The following is a 16,195-nucleotide window of genomic DNA, read 5'->3' as shown; positions in this document are numbered from 1 at the left end:
GGTGCCGGCCGCCCCGAGGGGTGACGGCCGGTCAGACGCCCGCGATGGACTGGATCCAGGAGCGGTACGCGGTGACGTTCGTGTACGCCGTCGTGGTCTGCCGGTCGCTGGTGGAGGCCACGCCGACCTGGATGCCGTTGGCCGTCATCGGGCCGCCGGAGTCGCCGCCGGCGGTGATGCCGTTGCCGCGGCGGGCGCAGATCGCCGAGCCGCCGTACGCGTCACCGCAGCCGCCGGTCACCGTCACGTTGGCGACCTTCAGGTAGCGGGACTGGCAGTTGGCCTCAGAGCCGCACTGCGAGGTGGCGCCCCAGCCCCAGACCTGGACGCTCTGCCCGACGCTCACCGAACCGGGGTTGCCGAGGCGGGAGTAGGTCGTCTGCACGGAGCGGTCCAGGCGGACCAGGGAGATGTCCGCGCTGTGGTTGTACGTCTGGACGCCGTTGGCCACCACTCCGCCGCTGTGCTGGTCGAGGCTGCCGATGCGGAACGACAGGCCGCCGCCGCTGACACAGTGCCGGGCGGTGAGGATCCAGGTCGGCGCGATGATCGTCGCCGAACAGGTCTCTCTGCCGTTGGAGAAGAGCCGCGCGGCCCACGGGGCGTTGGACGCCTGGCCGCCGCCGATGATCTGCGTGGTCGGGGGCGGGGCGTCCTGGAGCGGGGGCTGCGGGGCGGCGGTGGCGGCCGGGCTGAGAAGAGCGAGGACGGTGGCCGCGGCGGCGAGGGCAGCGGGAACTAGCCTTGCTATTCGCATGGTTCCTCATTTCGGGGAGCACGCTGAGGGGCGTGTTTGTGGGGGTTGACGGCCCCAGAGTGTCGAAGAACCCATCGGCCGGGTACTAACGCTTTCCCATAACGCCGCGTTATGCCCCGGCGAACGGTAGGTAGCGCCACGGGGCCGTTCCCGATCGTCCTAAGGACGCCAGATCCACGGCGCCGCGTCCGGCCCGAACCCCACGACCGTGCGCGCTCCGTCCGCCGCCAGGTGGAGCGCCGGCCCGTCCAGCGCGACCGGCCCCCGTGAGCGTACGGCGGTGGCTCCTGCGGTACGGAGGTGGAGCGCGCCCTCCGCGCCACGGCCGAGCAGCGTCAGGCCCCCGGCGGAGGAAGCGGCGGCCACCGGACCGTATCCCTCGAAGCGCGGGACCGGCTCGCCGCCCACGACGGTGAGCCCGGCCGCCTCGGCGGCCCGGTAGTACAGCTCCACCGACCCGTCCGGCGCGGCGACGGCGGCCGGTGCGTGGGAGGGGACAGGGGCCTCGGTCAGCTGCGTACGGGCGGTGACCTCCGTGCCCGGCGCGTCCTGGGTCCAGTGGTGCACGCAGTGGTGCCCGGCCGCGTACACGTGCACGCACCCCGCCGCGTCCACCACCGCACTCAGCCCGTCCTGCACCTCGCCGCCGCCCAGATCGCGCCACGCACCCCAACGACCGCTGCCCGCCTCGCGTATGCGGGTGCTCAGCCCCTTCTCCGCGTTCCGTACGAAGAGGTGGACGCGGCCGTCCGGCGCGGCGACCGCGACCGGTATGCCGATGCGGCGGCCGTGGTCGCCGCCCGCCGCCGGGTTGCCGAGCCCCTGCCAGGCGCGGAAGGGGCCGCCCGGCGAGCGCTGCTCCAGCACCACGATCTCGCGCTCGTTGTCCGCGCCGTGCCCGCCGAGCGCCGCGAACCGCAGCCCGAACAGCAGGTGGCGCCCGTCCGCCGTGGCCGCCGAGCCCAGCACCGGGGCGAGCGGGCCGCCGCCGAGGTCGTCCGGCACGTCCCAGACCCCGCTGCCGGGCGCGCTCTCGCGCCACCGCACCGCGCGCAGCCCCAGCACCCCGTACGCGGTGAGCCGGCCGTCCGCTCCGGAGGCGACGGCGGTACGCGGACCCGGGTAGCGGTGGTGGGTGGAGCGGACCCAGCCTTTCCGGTTGGTCAGCGGGCGGTCGCCGCCGACGTTGTAGTCGCCGCAGCCGGACGGGTTGCCGCACTCCCAGTCGGGCGAGCCGCCGTACGGGACGAGGTGGGCGGCCTTGCGCTCCAGCACCTCGGGCGGCAGGTTCTTCGGCCAGTGCCGGTTGTAGTAGCCCCGGAACGAGGAGACCGTGAACCCGGGCACGTGCTCCCCGGCCGCCGTCGCCCGCGCCACCCAGTGGATCAGCGCCGCCCAGGCGAAGCAGCCGGCCGCGGTGTGGTCGGCGTGGTCGGAGTACCCGCGCTGCTCACTGTCCCGGCGCCGCTCGGACTCGCTGCTGAACTGGAGGTCCGGGTCGGGGTCCAGGGTGTGCACGAGGGTGGGCCGGTACCGCTCCAGCAGCCCGGCGAGGACGTCGACGAGACCGTCGTACGTATAGGAACCCGGCCTGTCCACCGGGGAGTCGTCGGCCACGACGGTACGCAGCACCAGGCGCCGGTCCCGCCAGAGGCTCGGCAGCCCGGGCCGCCCCCGGCCGGTGTGCATCGCGGTGTTGAGGAAGACCAGCTCGACCCGGCGCACCCCGTTCACCAGGACGTTCACCTCGGCCCGGTGGCCGCCGTGCAGCGGGAGCACCGACCGCTCCCAGGGCGTGAAGCGGTCGAGGCCGAGCAGGACGGCGTACGCCTGGCGCAGGCCCTGGTGGCGGGAGGAGGAGTACGCGGCGCGGTCGGCGGCCGGGCGGGGCGCACCGGGGATCCTGTTGACGCCGTCCGCCTCGCCCGCGGTCAGGTACACGCAGACCAGCGGGGTCCCGGCGTCCAGCGACTGCCGGGTGTCCGGGTTCATGAAGTAGAGGTCGTCGTCCGGGTGGGCGAGGAACTGCAGGATCCGCGCCCGGCGCGTGGTCGCTATGGCCAGCCCGGGCGCCGGGTCCGGCACGGGGCCCCGGCGCCTCGGAGCCGGAACGGCACATCCGGCGAGCGCGGCGGTCGCGGTGGCCGTGAGGAGGAGCGTGCGCCGGGGCACCCCTGTGCGGGACAGGACAGGTCGATCCACCACGCCGCGCACTCCGTCCGCTCCCGCGTCCCCCGCAGCGGGCGAACGGTCGCCCTGTCCTGCGTACTCCTGGCTCTTCGCGCAGGTCAGCGGCTGGTCGAGCCGTACCTGCGTGGTGTTGGACGGGGAGCGCGGCGGAGAGGTTGCCCGGTCAGGGTGTGGGCTTGCGCACCAGGAACACGTCGACCGGGTCCTCCCGCTCCAGCGCGAACCCGTGCCGCTCGTACAGCCGCCGGGCGGCGCTCCCCTGGAGCACGTTCAGCCGTACGGGCGTCCGCTCGGCGTCCGCACGGGCCAGCAGGCCGCGCAGCACGGCGGAGCCGACGCCGCGGCCCTGGAGCCCGGGGGAGAGGAGGAAGTTCTCCAGCCACCAGCAGTCCGCGGCCGGCCGCAGCGTGACGCACCCCGCGAAGCCGTCGGGGATCTCCAGGACCGAGGTGCACGCGGGCACGTACGCGTCCCGCAGCCGCTGCCGTACCCGGTGCTCGTCGAACCGCCCCAACCGCTCCAGGTCGGGGCGCATGACGAGTGCCCGGAGCTCGGCGATGGCCTCGACGTCCTCGGGGAGGGCGGGGCGCAGGACCCAGGGGGGCAGGGTGCTCGTCGGCGGCATGGCCGGATTCTTCCAGGAGGCATGACACCGCCGGATGCGCGCCTGCGTTTGACCGATCCCTCGGCCGGGGTAGGATCCTGGGCTCGATTGGCCAGGCCCGCGCCCCGTATGGCACACTGACCAGGTTGCTCGGTTGAGTGTCAATGCTGCGCGCCTCCCGCCGGGAGGACCGGAAGCGAGTCCCACAGTACTCGTCGGCCCTGTATGGGCCGGACGTACGGGAATCTTCCGGGAAGCAACGCAGGGCGCCGGCCAGGCACCCGGTGGGTGTTCCGCCCCCGGTTCCGCGGTCCCAGGGCCCGCACCCCCTTGGTTGGGATCTCCTCCGGGAGATTTTCGTAGAGGGGATGCGACACGCCCGACCGCGTGGGTCGGAGGAGGAGTCCAGAGAACCCCCGGGTTCCAGAGCGTTACGAGAGACAGGACTACTAGTAGCCATGGCGGGACAGAAGATCCGCATCCGGCTCAAGGCCTACGACCACGAGGTCATCGACTCCTCGGCGAAGAAGATCGTCGAGACGGTGACCCGCACTGGTGCGTCGGTCGCGGGCCCGGTGCCGCTGCCCACTGAGAAGAACGTGTACTGCGTCATCAAGTCGCCGCACAAGTACAAGGACTCTCGCGAGCACTTCGAGATGCGCACGCACAAGCGCCTCATCGACATCCTCGACCCCACGCCGAAGACGGTTGACTCGCTGATGCGCCTCGACCTCCCGGCGGGCGTCGACATCGAGATCAAGCTCTGAGGGGACGGGCCGAGATGAGCAAGAACATCAAGGGCGTCCTGGGCGAGAAGCTCGGCATGACCCAGGTCTGGGACGAGAACAACCGGGTCGTCCCGGTGACCGTCGTCAAGGCCGGGCCGTGCGTCGTGACGCAGGTTCGCACCAACGACAGCGACGGCTACGAAGCGGTCCAGATCGCCTTCGGCGAGATCGACCCGCGCAAGGTGAACAAGCCCCTCAAGGGTCACTTCGCCAAGGCCGACGTCACCCCGCGCCGCCACCTGGTGGAGCTCCGCACCCCTGACGCCAGCGAGTACACGCTGGGCCAGGAGGTCACTGCCGAGGTGTTCGAGTCCGGCGTCAAGGTCGACGTCACGGGCAAGAGCAAGGGCAAGGGCTTCGCCGGTGTCATGAAGCGTCACAACTTCAAGGGCCTCGGCGCCGGGCACGGCACCCAGCGCAAGCACCGTTCCCCCGGTTCCATCGGTGGCTGCGCCACCCCTGGGCGTGTCTTCAAGGGCATGCGCATGGCGGGCCGCATGGGTAACGAGCGCGTCACCACCCAGAACCTGACCATCCACGCGGTTGACGCGGAGAAGGGTCTGCTCCTCATCAAGGGCGCGGTCCCCGGTCCGAACGGCGGCCTCGTCCTGGTCCGTACCGCGGCCAAGGGGGCTTGAGGTAATGAGCACCATTGACATCCTTTCGCCGGCAGGCGACAAGGCCGGTACCGTCGAGCTCCCCGCGGAGATCTTCGACGCGAAGACCAGCGTTCCGCTGATCCACCAGGTCGTTGTCGCCCAGCTGGCGGCTGCCCGTCAGGGCACGCACAAGACCAAGCGCCGCGGCGAAGTCCGCGGTGGTGGCAAGAAGCCTTACCGCCAGAAGGGCACCGGCCGCGCCCGTCAGGGTTCGACCCGCGCCCCGCAGTTCGCCGGTGGTGGCGTCGTCCACGGCCCGCAGCCGCGTGACTACTCGCAGCGGACCCCGAAGAAGATGAAGGCCGCCGCCCTGCGCGGTGCCCTCTCGGACCGGGCCCGTCACTCCCGTATCCACGTCGTCACCGGCGTGGTCGAGGGTGCCGCCTCCACGAAGGCCGCCAAGACGCTGCTCGGCAAGATCTCGGAGCGCCAGAACCTGCTCCTGGTCGTCGACCGCGCCGACGAGGCCGCGTGGCTGTCCGCGCGCAACCTGCCCCAGGTGCACATCCTGGAGCCGGGCCAGCTCAACACGTACGACGTGATCGTCTCTGACGACGTGGTCTTCACCCAGGCCGCTTTCGAGTCCTTCGTGTCTGGCCCCCAGACCGCTGAGACCGAAGGGAGCGCCGCCTGATGAGTGAGGCGACCGTTACCAGCAAGACGTACTCGGACCCGCGTGACGTTCTCGTCAAGCCCGTGGTCTCCGAGAAGAGCTACGCGCTGCTCGACGAGAACAAGTACACGTTCATCGTCGCGCCGGGCTCCAACAAGACCCAGATCAAGCAGGCCGTGGAAGCGGTCTTCTCGGTCAAGGTCACCGGGGTCAACACGATCAACCGGCAGGGCAAGCGCAAGCGCACCCGCACCGGTTTCGGCAAGCGCTCCGACACGAAGCGCGCCATCGTGACCCTCGCCGAGGGCGACCGTATCGACATCTTCGGCGGCCCGACCTCCTGACGGAGGTCGAGACGTCCAGGATCCGGAATTCTTCCGAGGACTGAGAGATAATGGGTATCCGCAAGTACAAGCCGACGACCCCGGGCCGTCGTGGCTCCAGCGTCGCCGACTTTGTCGAGATCACGCGGTCCACGCCGGAGAAGTCGCTGGTCCGCCCCCTGCACAGCAAGGGCGGCCGTAACAACGCCGGTCGTGTGACCGTTCGCCACCAGGGTGGTGGCCACAAGCGCGCCTACCGCGTGATCGACTTCCGTCGTCACGACAAGGACGGCGTGCCGGCCAAGGTCGCGCACATCGAGTACGACCCGAACCGCACCGCGCGCATCGCGCTGCTGCACTACGCGGACGGCGAGAAGCGTTACATCGTCGCTCCCCGTGGCCTGTCGCAGGGTGACCGTGTCGAGAACGGTCCGACCGCCGACATCAAGCCCGGTAACAACCTGGCGCTGCGCAACATCCCGGTCGGTACGACCATCCACGCCATCGAGCTGCGGCCCGGCGGCGGCGCGAAGTTCGCCCGTTCCGCGGGTGCCTCCGTGCAGCTGCTGGCGAAGGAGGGCACCATGGCCCACCTTCGTATGCCGTCGGGTGAGATCCGCCTGGTCGACGCGCGCTGCCGCGCGACGATCGGTGAGGTCGGCAACGCCGAGCAGTCGAACATCAACTGGGGCAAGGCCGGCCGCATGCGCTGGAAGGGCGTCCGCCCGACCGTCCGCGGTGTCGCGATGAACCCGGTTGACCACCCGCACGGTGGTGGTGAAGGCAAGACCTCCGGTGGACGTCACCCGGTCTCGCCGTGGGGTCAGAAGGAGGGTCGTACTCGTTCTCCCAAGAAGGCGAGCAACAAGTACATCGTCCGCCGCCGCAAGACGAACAAGAAGCGCTAGGAGCGGGTTTAGATGCCGCGCAGTCTCAAGAAGGGGCCCTTCGTCGACGGACACCTCATCAAGAAGGTGGACGTACAGAACGAGGCAGGCACCAAGAACGTCATCAAGACCTGGTCCCGTCGCTCGATGATCGTCCCGGCCATGCTGGGTCACACCATCGCGGTGCACAACGGCAAGATCCACGTCCCGGTGTTCGTCACCGAGTCGATGGTCGGCCACAAGCTCGGCGAGTTCTCGCCGACTCGCACCTTCCGCGGCCACGTCAAGGACGACCGGAAGTCGAAGCGCCGCTAAGCGCGGGGTGGAAACGACTATGACTTACACCGAAGGGACAACCATGGAAGCCAGGGCCCAGGCGCGGTACATCCGCGTCACGCCCATGAAGGCCCGCCGCGTGGTGGACCTCATCCGTGGCATGGATGCCACGGAGGCTCAGGCGGTCCTGCGTTTCGCCCCGCAGGCCGCGAGCGTGCCGGTTGGCAAGGTGCTGGACAGCGCCATCGCCAACGCCGCACACAACTACGACCACACCGACGCCTCTTCGCTGGTCATCAGCGAGGCGTACGTGGACGAGGGCCCGACCCTGAAGCGGTTCCGTCCGCGTGCTCAGGGCCGTGCCTACCGGATCCGTAAGCGGACCAGCCACATCACCGTGGTCGTCAGCAGCAAGGAAGGAACCCGGTAATGGGCCAGAAGGTAAACCCGCACGGGTTCCGGCTCGGCATCACCACGGACTTCAAGTCCCGCTGGTACGCCGACAAGCTGTACAAGGACTACGTCAAGGAAGACGTCGCCATTCGTCGCATGATGACGAAGGGCATGGAGCGGGCCGGCATCTCGAAGGTCGAGATCGAGCGCACCCGCGACCGCGTCCGCGTTGACATCCACACCGCCCGCCCGGGCATCGTCATCGGTCGCCGTGGCGCCGAGGCCGATCGCATCCGCGGCGAGCTGGAGAAGCTGACCGGCAAGCAGGTCCAGCTGAACATCCTCGAGGTCAAGAACCCCGAGGTGGACGCTCAGCTGGTGGCCCAGGCCGTCGCCGAGCAGCTCTCCTCCCGCGTCTCCTTCCGTCGGGCCATGCGCAAGAGCATGCAGTCCTCGATGAAGGCCGGCGCCAAGGGCATCAAGATCCAGTGCGGCGGTCGCCTCGGCGGCGCCGAGATGTCCCGCTCGGAGTTCTACCGCGAGGGCCGCGTGCCCCTGCACACGCTCCGCGCGAACGTCGACTACGGCTTCTTCGAGGCCAAGACGACCTTCGGCCGCATCGGCGTGAAGGTCTGGATCTACAAGGGCGACGTCAAGAACATCGCCGAGGTTCGCGCCGAGAACGCCGCGGCCCGCGCCGGCAACCGTCCGGCTCGTGGCGGCACCGACCGCCCGGCCGGCCGTGGTGGCGGCCGTGGTGGCGAGCGTGGCGGTCGCGGCCGTAAGCCGCAGCAGTCGCCGGCAGCCGAGGCCCCCAAGGCCGACGCCCCCGCCGCCGCTGCTCCGGCTGCTGAGAGCACCGGAACGGAGGCCTGACCGAAATGCTGATCCCCCGTAGGGTCAAGCACCGCAAGCAGCACCACCCGAAGCGCAGCGGTATGTCCAAGGGTGGCACGCAGGTTGCGTTCGGCGAGTACGGCATCCAGGCGCTGACCCCGGCGTACGTGACGAACCGTCAGATCGAGTCCGCTCGTATCGCGATGACCCGTCACATCAAGCGTGGCGGCAAGGTCTGGATCAACATCTACCCGGACCGTCCCCTGACGAAGAAGCCGGCCGAGACCCGCATGGGTTCCGGTAAGGGTTCTCCCGAGTGGTGGATCGCGAACGTCAAGCCGGGTCGGGTGATGTTCGAGCTGTCCTACCCGAACGAGAAGATTGCTCGTGAGGCGCTCACCCGCGCTGCTCACAAGCTTCCGATGAAGTGCCGGATCGTTCGGCGCGAGGCAGGTGAGTCGTGATGTCGGCCGGTACCAAGGCGTCCGAGCTGCGCGAGCTGGGCGACGAGGAGCTCCTCAACAAGCTCCGCGAAGCCAAGGAAGAGCTGTTCAACCTCCGCTTCCAGGCGGCGACGGGCCAGCTCGAGAACCACGGCCGGCTCAAGTCCGTCCGTAAGGACATCGCCCGGATCTACACCCTGATGCGCGAGCGCGAGCTGGGCATCGAGACGGTGGAGAGCGTCTGATGAGCGAGAAGACTGTGACTGAGACCAGCAAGACCGACCGCGGCTTCCGCAAGACCCGTGAGGGTCTGGTCGTCAGCGACAAGATGGACAAGACCGTCGTCGTCGCTGTCGAGGACCGCGTCAAGCACGCGCTGTACGGCAAGGTCATCCGCCGTACGAACAAGCTCAAGGCCCACGACGAGCAGAACTCTGCGGGCGTCGGCGACCGCGTCATCATCATGGAGACGCGTCCGCTGTCGGCCTCGAAGCGCTGGCGCATCGTCGAGATCCTCGAGAAGGCCAAGTAATTCCTGAGGGATTCTCCCCTCAGGTCAGTTCCGCCAGGCTCGGTGAGGTGCCTCTCCGGTAACACGGAGAGGCACCCGCCGGGAACCGGCAGACGATCAGGAGATAGACGTGATCCAGCAGGAGTCGCGACTGCGCGTCGCCGACAACACGGGTGCGAAGGAAATTCTCACCATTCGTGTTCTCGGTGGCTCGGGTCGCCGCTACGCGGGTATCGGTGACGTCATCGTCGCCACCGTCAAGGACGCGATCCCCGGTGGCAACGTGAAGAAGGGTGACGTCGTCAAGGCCGTCATCGTTCGCACCGTCAAGGAGCGTCGTCGTCAGGATGGCTCGTACATCCGCTTCGACGAGAACGCCGCCGTCATTCTGAAGAACGACGGCGACCCCCGCGGCACCCGCATCTTCGGCCCCGTGGGCCGAGAGCTGCGCGAGAAGAAGTTCATGAAGATCATCTCGCTCGCGCCGGAGGTGCTGTAAGCATGAAGATCAAGAAGGGCGACCTGGTTCAGGTCATCACCGGTAAGGACAAGGGCAAGCAGGGCAAGGTCATCGTGGCCTACCCCGCTCAGGACCGCGTCCTCGTCGAGGGTGTCAACCGGGTCAAGAAGCACACCAAGGCCGGTCAGACGGCTCGCGGTTCGCAGACCGGTGGCATCGTGACCACCGAGGCTCCGATCCACGTCAGCAACGTTCAGCTGGTCGTGGAGAAGGACGGCAACAAGGTCGTCACCCGCGTCGGCTACCGCTTCGACGACGAGGGCAACAAGATCCGCGTTGCCAAGCGGACCGGTGAGGACATCTGATGACGACCACCACTGCGCCGCGTCTCAAGACGCGCTACCGCGAGGAAATCGCCGGCAAGCTGCGTGAGGAGTTCTCGTACGAGAACGTCATGCAGGTTCCCGGTCTGGTCAAGATCGTGGTCAACATGGGTGTGGGCGACGCCGCCCGCGACTCCAAGCTGATCGACGGTGCCGTCAAGGACCTCACCACGATCACCGGTCAGAAGCCGGCCGTCACCAAGGCCCGCAAGTCCATCGCGCAGTTCAAGCTGCGTGAGGGCCAGCCGATCGGCTGCCACGTCACCCTTCGCGGTGACCGGATGTGGGAGTTCCTGGACCGTACGCTGTCGCTCGCGCTGCCGCGTATCCGTGACTTCCGTGGCCTGTCGCCGAAGCAGTTCGACGGCCGTGGCAACTACACCTTCGGTCTCACGGAGCAGGTCATGTTCCACGAGATCGACCAGGACAAGATCGACCGGGTCCGGGGCATGGACATCACCGTGGTCACCACGGCGACCAACGACGACGAGGGTCGTGCCCTCCTTCGTCACCTCGGCTTCCCGTTCAAGGAGAACTGACCGTGGCGAAGAAGGCTCTGATCGCTAAGGCCGCCCGTAAGCCGAAGTTCGGCGTTCGCGGGTACACCCGCTGCCAGCGCTGCGGCCGGCCCCACTCCGTCTACCGCAAGTTCGGCCTGTGCCGCGTGTGCCTTCGTGAGATGGCTCACCGTGGCGAGCTGCCGGGCGTGACCAAGAGCTCCTGGTAACTCTCCTCCGCCCTAGGGCGAAGGGAAGTTCTGGAGACTCTCGGTAAGCATCTGGGTCGGCAGGAGCCCGTCCTTTCATGCCGTAGGCTTGAAGGGTTGGGCGCCTGCCGCCCACGACCGACTTACTACGCCGTAGGTCCCCGCACCGCACCCGTCCCACCACTGAGTGGGGAGAGGGATGGCGCATACAGGAAACCCCGGCGAGAGAGGCCGAAGGCCAACTCATGACCATGACTGATCCCATCGCAGACATGCTCACGCGTCTGCGTAACGCGAACTCGGCATATCACGACGATGTCTCGATGCCGCACAGCAAGATCAAGTCGCACATCGCGGAGATCCTCCAGCAGGAGGGCTTCATCACCGGCTGGAAGGTCGAGGACGCCGAGGTCGGCAAGAACCTCGTCCTCGAGCTGAAGTTCGGCCCGAACCGCGAGCGCTCGATCGCCGGCATCAAGCGGATTTCGAAGCCGGGTCTGCGTGTATACGCAAAGTCCACCAACCTGCCGAAGGTTCTCGGCGGCCTGGGCGTGGCGATCATCTCCACGTCCCACGGCCTCCTGACCGGCCAGCAGGCAGGCAAGAAGGGCGTAGGTGGGGAAGTCCTCGCCTACGTCTGGTAGTCGGGAAAGGAAGGAAAGCTCATGTCGCGAATCGGCAAGCTCCCCATCCAGGTTCCCGCCGGTGTGGACGTCACCATCGATGGCCGTACGGTCGCCGTGAAGGGCCCCAAGGGCTCGCTCACGCACACCGTCGCCGCGCCGATCGAGGTCTCCAAGGGTGAGGACGGCGTTCTCAACGTCACCCGCCCGAACGACGAGCGTCAGAACAAGGCCCTCCACGGCCTGTCCCGCACGCTGGTGGCGAACATGATCACCGGCGTGACCGCGGGTTACTCCAAGGCGCTCGAGATCAGCGGTGTCGGTTACCGCGTCCAGGCGAAGGGCTCCAACCTGGAGTTCGCCCTGGGCTACAGCCACCCGATCCTCATCGAGGCTCCGGAAGGCATCACCTTCAAGGTCGAGTCGCCCACGAAGCTCAGCGTCGAGGGCATCGACAAGCAGAAGGTCGGCGAAGTGGCCGCCAACATCCGCAAGCTGCGGAAGCCCGACCCGTACAAGGCCAAGGGCGTCAAGTACGCCGGCGAGGTCATCCGCCGCAAGGTCGGAAAGGCTGGTAAGTAGCCATGGCATACGGTGTGAAGATCGCCAAGGGCGACGCTTACAAGCGCGCTGCTCGCAAGCGCCGCCACATCCGCGTCCGCAAGCACATGTCGGGTTCGCCGGAGCGTCCCCGTCTGGTCGTGACGCGTTCCAACCGCCACATCGTGGCCCAGGTCATCGACGACATTGCGGGCCACACGCTCGCGTCGGCGTCGACCCTGGACACGTCGATCCGTGGTGGCGAGGGTGACAAGAGCGCCCAGGCCCAGCAGGTCGGCGCCCTGGTCGCCGAGCGCGCCAAGGCCGCAGGCGTCGAGGCCGTCGTGTTTGACCGCGGTGGTAACCAGTACGCCGGGCGGATTGCCGCTCTGGCTGACGCCGCCCGTGAAGCCGGGCTGAAGTTCTAAGCCCCGGTTCCTACGCACAGCGGACGTAACAGAGAGAGGTAAATCCAATGGCTGGACCCCAGCGCCGCGGAAGCGGTGCCGGTGGCGGCGAGCGGCGGGACCGGAAGGGCCGTGACGGTGGCGCCAGCGCCGCCGAGAAGACCGCGTACGTCGAGCGTGTCGTCGCGATCAACCGCGTCGCCAAGGTTGTGAAGGGTGGTCGTCGCTTCAGCTTCACCGCGCTGGTCGTGGTGGGCGATGGTGACGGCACCGTCGGTGTCGGATACGGCAAGGCCAAGGAAGTTCCCGCGGCCATCGCCAAGGGTGTCGAAGAGGCCAAGAAGAACTTCTTCAAGGTCCCGCGCATCCAGGGCACCATCCCTCACCCGATCACGGGCGAGAAGGCTGCGGGCGTCGTCCTGCTCAAGCCGGCTTCCCCCGGTACCGGTGTCATCGCCGGTGGCCCGGTGCGCGCCGTGCTCGAGTGCGCCGGCGTTCACGACATCCTGTCGAAGTCGCTTGGCTCGTCCAACGCGATCAACATCGTGCACGCGACCGTGGAGGCCCTGAAGGGCCTGCAGCGTCCCGAGGAGATCGCGGCCCGCCGTGGTCTGCCCCTCGAGGACGTCGCCCCCGCGGCTCTGCTCCGTGCGCGTGCGGGAGCGGGTGCGTAATGGCTCGCCTCAAGATCACGCAGACGAAGTCGTACATCGGCAGCAAGCAGAACCACCGCGACACCCTGCGTTCGCTCGGGCTCAAGCGCCTGAACGACTCGGTTGTCAAGGAGGACCGCCCCGAGTTCCGCGGAATGGCCAACACCGTCCGCCACCTCGTGACGGTTGAGGAGGTTGACTGACATGGCGGAGAACAGCCCGCTGAAGGCCCACAACCTCCGGCCTGCCCCGGGCGCCAAGACCGCCAAGACCCGTGTGGGTCGTGGTGAGGCGTCCAAGGGTAAGACCGCAGGCCGTGGTACCAAGGGTACGAAGGCTCGTTACCAGGTTCCGGAGCGCTTCGAGGGTGGCCAGATGCCCCTCCACATGCGTCTCCCGAAGCTCAAGGGCTTCAAGAACCCGTTCCGCACGGAGTACCAGGTCGTGAACCTGGACAAGCTCGCGACGCTCTACCCCGAGGGTGGAGAGGTCACGGTGGCCGACCTGGTCGCCAAGGGTGCCGTGCGCAACAACCACCTCGTCAAGGTCCTCGGACAGGGCGAGATCTCCGTGGCGCTGCAGGTTTCGGTTGACGCCGTCTCCGGCTCCGCCAAGGAGAAGATCACCGCCGCCGGCGGTACGGTCACCGAGCTCGTCTGAGCCGCGGGACAGAACTGAGCCCGGCCGGCCCCCTCTTCGGAGGGTGGCCGGCCGGGCTTTTTCTCGTTTGTGCCGCTGTACGGGAACCGTAAAGGCTCAGGAAAGGTTGAACGGGTGTCCACCGCACCGGCGGTGGGGGAGTCCGAGGTCGTTCACGTCCCAATTGGTGTGGCTTGGCCGGTCTTTCACGGCCCGGGGCGGGGAGCAGGCGTTGCACCGGTGTGCAGTGCGTGTTTCCTGCTCAGTCCCGGGCCGGGTAGGGTGGCGCCGTTAATCTTTTGTGGCCTCCTTACGATGTAGGGCTGCCTTGTATCCGATCCCATCCAGACCCGTCGCCTCTGACGCATAGCGCGGGGGTCGCAGGAGGCACCGTGTTCACCGCGTTCGCCCGAGCGTTCAAGACGCCCGACCTGCGCAAGAAGCTGCTCTTCACGCTCGGCATCATCGTGATCTACCGGCTCGGGGCCCACGTCCCGGCCCCCGGGGTCGACTACGCGAAGGTGCAGCAGTGCATCGACCAGGCCGATTCGGGTGGCCTGCTCGGTCTGATGCAGATGTTCAGCGGTGGCGCCCTGTTGCAGATCACCATCTTCGCGCTCGGCATCATGCCGTACATCACGGCCAGCATCATTCTCCAGCTGCTGACCGTCGTGATCCCCCGGCTGGAAGCCCTCAAGAAGGAGGGCCAGTCCGGCACGGCGAAGATCACGCAGTACACGCGTTATCTGACCGTCGCGCTGGCCGTCCTCCAGGGCACCGGCCTCGTCGCCACCGCCCGGAGCGGGGCGCTGTTCCAGAACTGCACCGTCGGCAGCCAGATCGTCGCAGACAAGTCGATCTTCACGACCCTGGTGATGGTCATCACCATGACGGCCGGCACCGCCGCGGTCATGTGGCTCGGTGAGCTCATCACCGACAAGGGCATCGGCAACGGCATGTCGATCCTCATGTTCATCTCGATCGCCGCCACCTTCCCCGGCGCCCTGTGGGCCATCAAGGAGAGCGGCAAGCTGGCCGACGGCTGGATCGAGTTCGGCACGGTCATCCTCATCGGCTTCGTGATGGTCGCCCTCGTCGTCTTCGTCGAGCAGGCCCAGCGCCGCATCCCGGTGCAGTACGCGAAGCGCATGATCGGGCGCCGTTCCTACGGCGGTACGTCCACGTACATCCCGCTCAAGGTGAACCAGGCGGGTGTGATTCCCGTCATCTTCGCCTCCTCGCTGCTCTTCATCCCGTCGCTGATCGTCCAGTTCTCCGGATCCACCGCAGGGTGGGCCACCTGGATCCAGGACCACTTCGTGACGGGTAACCACCCGTACTACATCTCGGTGTACTTCGTACTCATCGTGTTCTTCGCCTTCTTCTACGTCGCCATTTCGTTCAACCCCGACGAAGTCGCCGACAACATGAAGAAGTATGGTGGCTTCATCCCGGGTATCCGGGCAGGTCGACCTACTGCCGAGTACCTGAGCTACGTGCTCAACAGGATCACTTGGCCGGGCTCGCTGTACCTGGGCCTGATCGCTCTGGTGCCGACGATGGCGTTGGCAGGCTTCGGCGGTGCGAACCAGAACTTCCCGTTCGGCGGGACGAGCATCCTCATCATCGTGGGTGTGGGTCTGGAAACCGTGAAGCAGATCGAGAGTCAGCTCCAGCAGCGCAATTACGAAGGGTTCCTCCGCTGATGCGAATCGTCCTCGTCGGGCCTCCGGGTGCCGGCAAGGGAACGCAGGCTGCGTACCTTGCCCAAAACCTGTCGATTCCGCACATCTCCACGGGCGACCTCTTCCGCGCCAACATCAGCCAGGGCACCGACCTTGGCAAGCAGGCCCGCGCCTACATGGACGCAGGCCGGCTGGTGCCGGACGAAGTCACCATCGGGATGGCCAAGGACCGCATGGGCCAGCCGGACGCCGTGAACGGCTTCCTGCTGGACGGCTTCCCGCGGAACGTCGGCCAGGCCGAAGCCCTTGACGTGATGCTCAAGGACGAGGGCGTGAAGCTGGACGCGGTCCTCGATCTCGAGGTCCCCGAGGAAGAGGTCGTGAAGCGGATCGCGGGCCGCCGCATCTGCCGTAACGACAGCGCGCACGTCTTCCACGTGACGTACAACCCGCCGAAGGCCGACGGCGTCTGCGACGCCTGCGGCGGCGAGCTGTACCAGCGGGACGACGACACCGAGGAGACGGTCCGGACGCGGCTGGAGGTCTACCACACGCAGACCGAGCCGATCATCGACTACTACCGGGCCCAGGGCCTGGTGGTGACCATCTCCGCGCTCGGCAAGGTCACCGAGGTGACCGAGCGCGCCATGGCGGCTCTCCAGAAGTCCGGCGACCAGGACTGAGCCCCACCCGTACCACCGCTGTGCAGTCGGGGGGGGGGGGCCCCCCGGCGGCCGCGCCCGCGGGGGGGGCCCCGGACGGGGGGGCGGGGGGGGGGGGGCGCCCCGCCCCCCCCCCCCCAACCCAAAACAGGAAAG

At 67.9% G+C, this 16,195-nt stretch carries 26 protein-coding genes; 23 read left to right on the top strand and 3 right to left on the bottom strand.

What is annotated here, in order from left to right; genetic code table 11:
- Positions 1-31: 31 nt before the first annotated feature.
- The 3 genes from ACIRR8_RS16635 to ACIRR8_RS16625 all read right to left on the bottom strand — a co-directional run bounded on the left by ACIRR8_RS16635 (position 32) and on the right by ACIRR8_RS16625 (position 3,572).
- Complete coding sequence (locus ACIRR8_RS16635) at positions 32-757, bottom strand: S1 family peptidase (protein ID WP_404064705.1); 726 nt, start codon at positions 755-757, stop codon at positions 32-34.
- 159 nt (positions 758-916) lie between these two features.
- Positions 917-2,929, bottom strand: coding sequence for a PIG-L family deacetylase (locus ACIRR8_RS16630; RefSeq protein ID WP_404065500.1), 2,013 nt, complete (start codon positions 2,927-2,929; stop codon positions 917-919).
- A gap of 181 nt (positions 2,930-3,110) precedes the next feature.
- The gene (locus ACIRR8_RS16625; RefSeq protein WP_404064703.1) at positions 3,111-3,572 is read right to left on the bottom strand and encodes a GNAT family N-acetyltransferase; all 462 of its coding nucleotides are present in this window, start codon (positions 3,570-3,572) and stop codon (positions 3,111-3,113) included.
- A gap of 437 nt (positions 3,573-4,009) precedes the next feature.
- Between ACIRR8_RS16625 and rpsJ the strand changes: the two genes are divergently transcribed.
- From rpsJ to ACIRR8_RS16510, 23 genes are all read left to right on the top strand, one after another.
- A complete protein-coding gene (gene rpsJ, locus ACIRR8_RS16620; protein WP_003948644.1) occupies positions 4,010-4,318 on the top strand; it encodes a 30S ribosomal protein S10 in 309 nt (102 codons plus the stop codon).
- A gap of 14 nt (positions 4,319-4,332) precedes the next feature.
- A complete protein-coding gene (gene rplC / locus ACIRR8_RS16615; protein WP_003966960.1) occupies positions 4,333-4,977 on the top strand; it encodes a 50S ribosomal protein L3 in 645 nt (214 codons plus the stop codon).
- 4 nt (positions 4,978-4,981) lie between these two features.
- Positions 4,982-5,632 (top strand): 50S ribosomal protein L4, encoded by a 651-nt coding sequence (rplD, locus tag ACIRR8_RS16610; protein WP_010058800.1) that lies wholly within the window; start codon positions 4,982-4,984, stop codon positions 5,630-5,632.
- A complete protein-coding gene (rplW, locus tag ACIRR8_RS16605) occupies positions 5,632-5,955 on the top strand; it encodes a 50S ribosomal protein L23 (protein ID WP_404064699.1) in 324 nt (107 codons plus the stop codon). Before rplD ends, rplW begins: the two co-directional genes overlap by 1 nt.
- A gap of 50 nt (positions 5,956-6,005) precedes the next feature.
- Positions 6,006-6,842 (top strand): 50S ribosomal protein L2, encoded by an 837-nt coding sequence (gene rplB / locus ACIRR8_RS16600; RefSeq protein ID WP_003966957.1) that lies wholly within the window; start codon positions 6,006-6,008, stop codon positions 6,840-6,842.
- A 12-nt stretch (positions 6,843-6,854) separates the two neighbouring features.
- Positions 6,855-7,136 (top strand): 30S ribosomal protein S19, encoded by a 282-nt coding sequence (gene rpsS / locus ACIRR8_RS16595; RefSeq protein WP_003966956.1) that lies wholly within the window; start codon positions 6,855-6,857, stop codon positions 7,134-7,136.
- A gap of 43 nt (positions 7,137-7,179) precedes the next feature.
- Positions 7,180-7,527: a 50S ribosomal protein L22 gene (gene rplV / locus ACIRR8_RS16590; protein WP_004571827.1), complete on the top strand. Its 348-nt coding sequence runs from the start codon at positions 7,180-7,182 to the stop codon at positions 7,525-7,527.
- Positions 7,527-8,366 (top strand): 30S ribosomal protein S3, encoded by an 840-nt coding sequence (gene rpsC / locus ACIRR8_RS16585; RefSeq protein WP_018510593.1) that lies wholly within the window; start codon positions 7,527-7,529, stop codon positions 8,364-8,366. The genes rplV and rpsC overlap by 1 nt, the downstream gene beginning before the upstream one ends.
- A 5-nt stretch (positions 8,367-8,371) precedes the next feature.
- The gene (gene rplP, locus ACIRR8_RS16580) at positions 8,372-8,791 is read left to right on the top strand and encodes a 50S ribosomal protein L16 (RefSeq protein WP_003966953.1); all 420 of its coding nucleotides are present in this window, start codon (positions 8,372-8,374) and stop codon (positions 8,789-8,791) included.
- Positions 8,791-9,015 carry a 50S ribosomal protein L29 gene (gene rpmC / locus ACIRR8_RS16575; protein WP_015610729.1) on the top strand — a complete coding sequence of 75 codons (225 nt, stop codon included), beginning with the start codon at positions 8,791-8,793 and terminating at the stop codon, positions 9,013-9,015. Before rplP ends, rpmC begins: the two co-directional genes overlap by 1 nt.
- The gene (gene rpsQ, locus ACIRR8_RS16570; RefSeq protein WP_093693505.1) at positions 9,015-9,302 is read left to right on the top strand and encodes a 30S ribosomal protein S17; all 288 of its coding nucleotides are present in this window, start codon (positions 9,015-9,017) and stop codon (positions 9,300-9,302) included. The genes rpmC and rpsQ overlap by 1 nt, the downstream gene beginning before the upstream one ends.
- Before the next feature lie 109 nt (positions 9,303-9,411).
- Entirely contained in the window at positions 9,412-9,780 is a 369-nt protein-coding gene (gene rplN, locus ACIRR8_RS16565) for a 50S ribosomal protein L14 (protein WP_003966950.1), read from the top strand.
- Between the two features lie 2 nt (positions 9,781-9,782).
- On the top strand, positions 9,783-10,106 hold the full coding sequence (rplX, locus tag ACIRR8_RS16560) for a 50S ribosomal protein L24 (RefSeq protein ID WP_003966949.1): 324 nt from the start codon (positions 9,783-9,785) through the stop codon (positions 10,104-10,106).
- Positions 10,106-10,663: a 50S ribosomal protein L5 gene (gene rplE, locus ACIRR8_RS16555; protein ID WP_073718383.1), complete on the top strand. Its 558-nt coding sequence runs from the start codon at positions 10,106-10,108 to the stop codon at positions 10,661-10,663. Before rplX ends, rplE begins: the two co-directional genes overlap by 1 nt.
- 2 nt (positions 10,664-10,665) lie before the next feature.
- Entirely contained in the window at positions 10,666-10,851 is a 186-nt protein-coding gene (locus tag ACIRR8_RS16550; RefSeq protein WP_003948630.1) for a type Z 30S ribosomal protein S14, read from the top strand.
- Positions 10,852-11,075: 224 nt separating this feature from the next.
- Positions 11,076-11,474, top strand: coding sequence for a 30S ribosomal protein S8 (gene rpsH, locus ACIRR8_RS16545; RefSeq protein ID WP_007446728.1), 399 nt, complete (start codon positions 11,076-11,078; stop codon positions 11,472-11,474).
- A 21-nt stretch (positions 11,475-11,495) separates the two neighbouring features.
- On the top strand, positions 11,496-12,035 hold the full coding sequence (gene rplF / locus ACIRR8_RS16540) for a 50S ribosomal protein L6 (RefSeq protein ID WP_003966946.1): 540 nt from the start codon (positions 11,496-11,498) through the stop codon (positions 12,033-12,035).
- A gap of 2 nt (positions 12,036-12,037) precedes the next feature.
- Positions 12,038-12,421, top strand: a complete 384-nt coding sequence (gene rplR, locus ACIRR8_RS16535; RefSeq protein WP_018510591.1) for a 50S ribosomal protein L18 — start codon at positions 12,038-12,040, stop codon at positions 12,419-12,421.
- Positions 12,422-12,468: 47 nt separating this feature from the next.
- A complete protein-coding gene (rpsE, locus tag ACIRR8_RS16530; RefSeq protein ID WP_010058791.1) occupies positions 12,469-13,074 on the top strand; it encodes a 30S ribosomal protein S5 in 606 nt (201 codons plus the stop codon).
- Positions 13,074-13,256, top strand: coding sequence for a 50S ribosomal protein L30 (gene rpmD / locus ACIRR8_RS16525; RefSeq protein ID WP_015610734.1), 183 nt, complete (start codon positions 13,074-13,076; stop codon positions 13,254-13,256). The genes rpsE and rpmD overlap by 1 nt, the downstream gene beginning before the upstream one ends.
- Position 13,257: 1 nt before the next feature.
- Complete coding sequence (gene rplO / locus ACIRR8_RS16520) at positions 13,258-13,713, top strand: 50S ribosomal protein L15 (RefSeq protein WP_003966942.1); 456 nt, start codon at positions 13,258-13,260, stop codon at positions 13,711-13,713.
- 371 nt (positions 13,714-14,084) lie between these two features.
- Positions 14,085-15,398 carry a preprotein translocase subunit SecY gene (gene secY, locus ACIRR8_RS16515; RefSeq protein WP_404064695.1) on the top strand — a complete coding sequence of 438 codons (1,314 nt, stop codon included), beginning with the start codon at positions 14,085-14,087 and terminating at the stop codon, positions 15,396-15,398.
- Entirely contained in the window at positions 15,398-16,060 is a 663-nt protein-coding gene (locus ACIRR8_RS16510; RefSeq protein WP_404064693.1) for an adenylate kinase, read from the top strand. Before secY ends, ACIRR8_RS16510 begins: the two co-directional genes overlap by 1 nt.
- Positions 16,061-16,195: the final 135 nt, after the last annotated feature.

Source organism: Streptomyces sp. NPDC101178 (assembly GCF_044767965.1).
In the GTDB taxonomy this organism is placed as follows: Bacteria; Actinomycetota; Actinomycetes; order Streptomycetales; family Streptomycetaceae; genus Streptomyces.
This window is presented reverse-complemented; position numbering and strand designations above follow the sequence as displayed.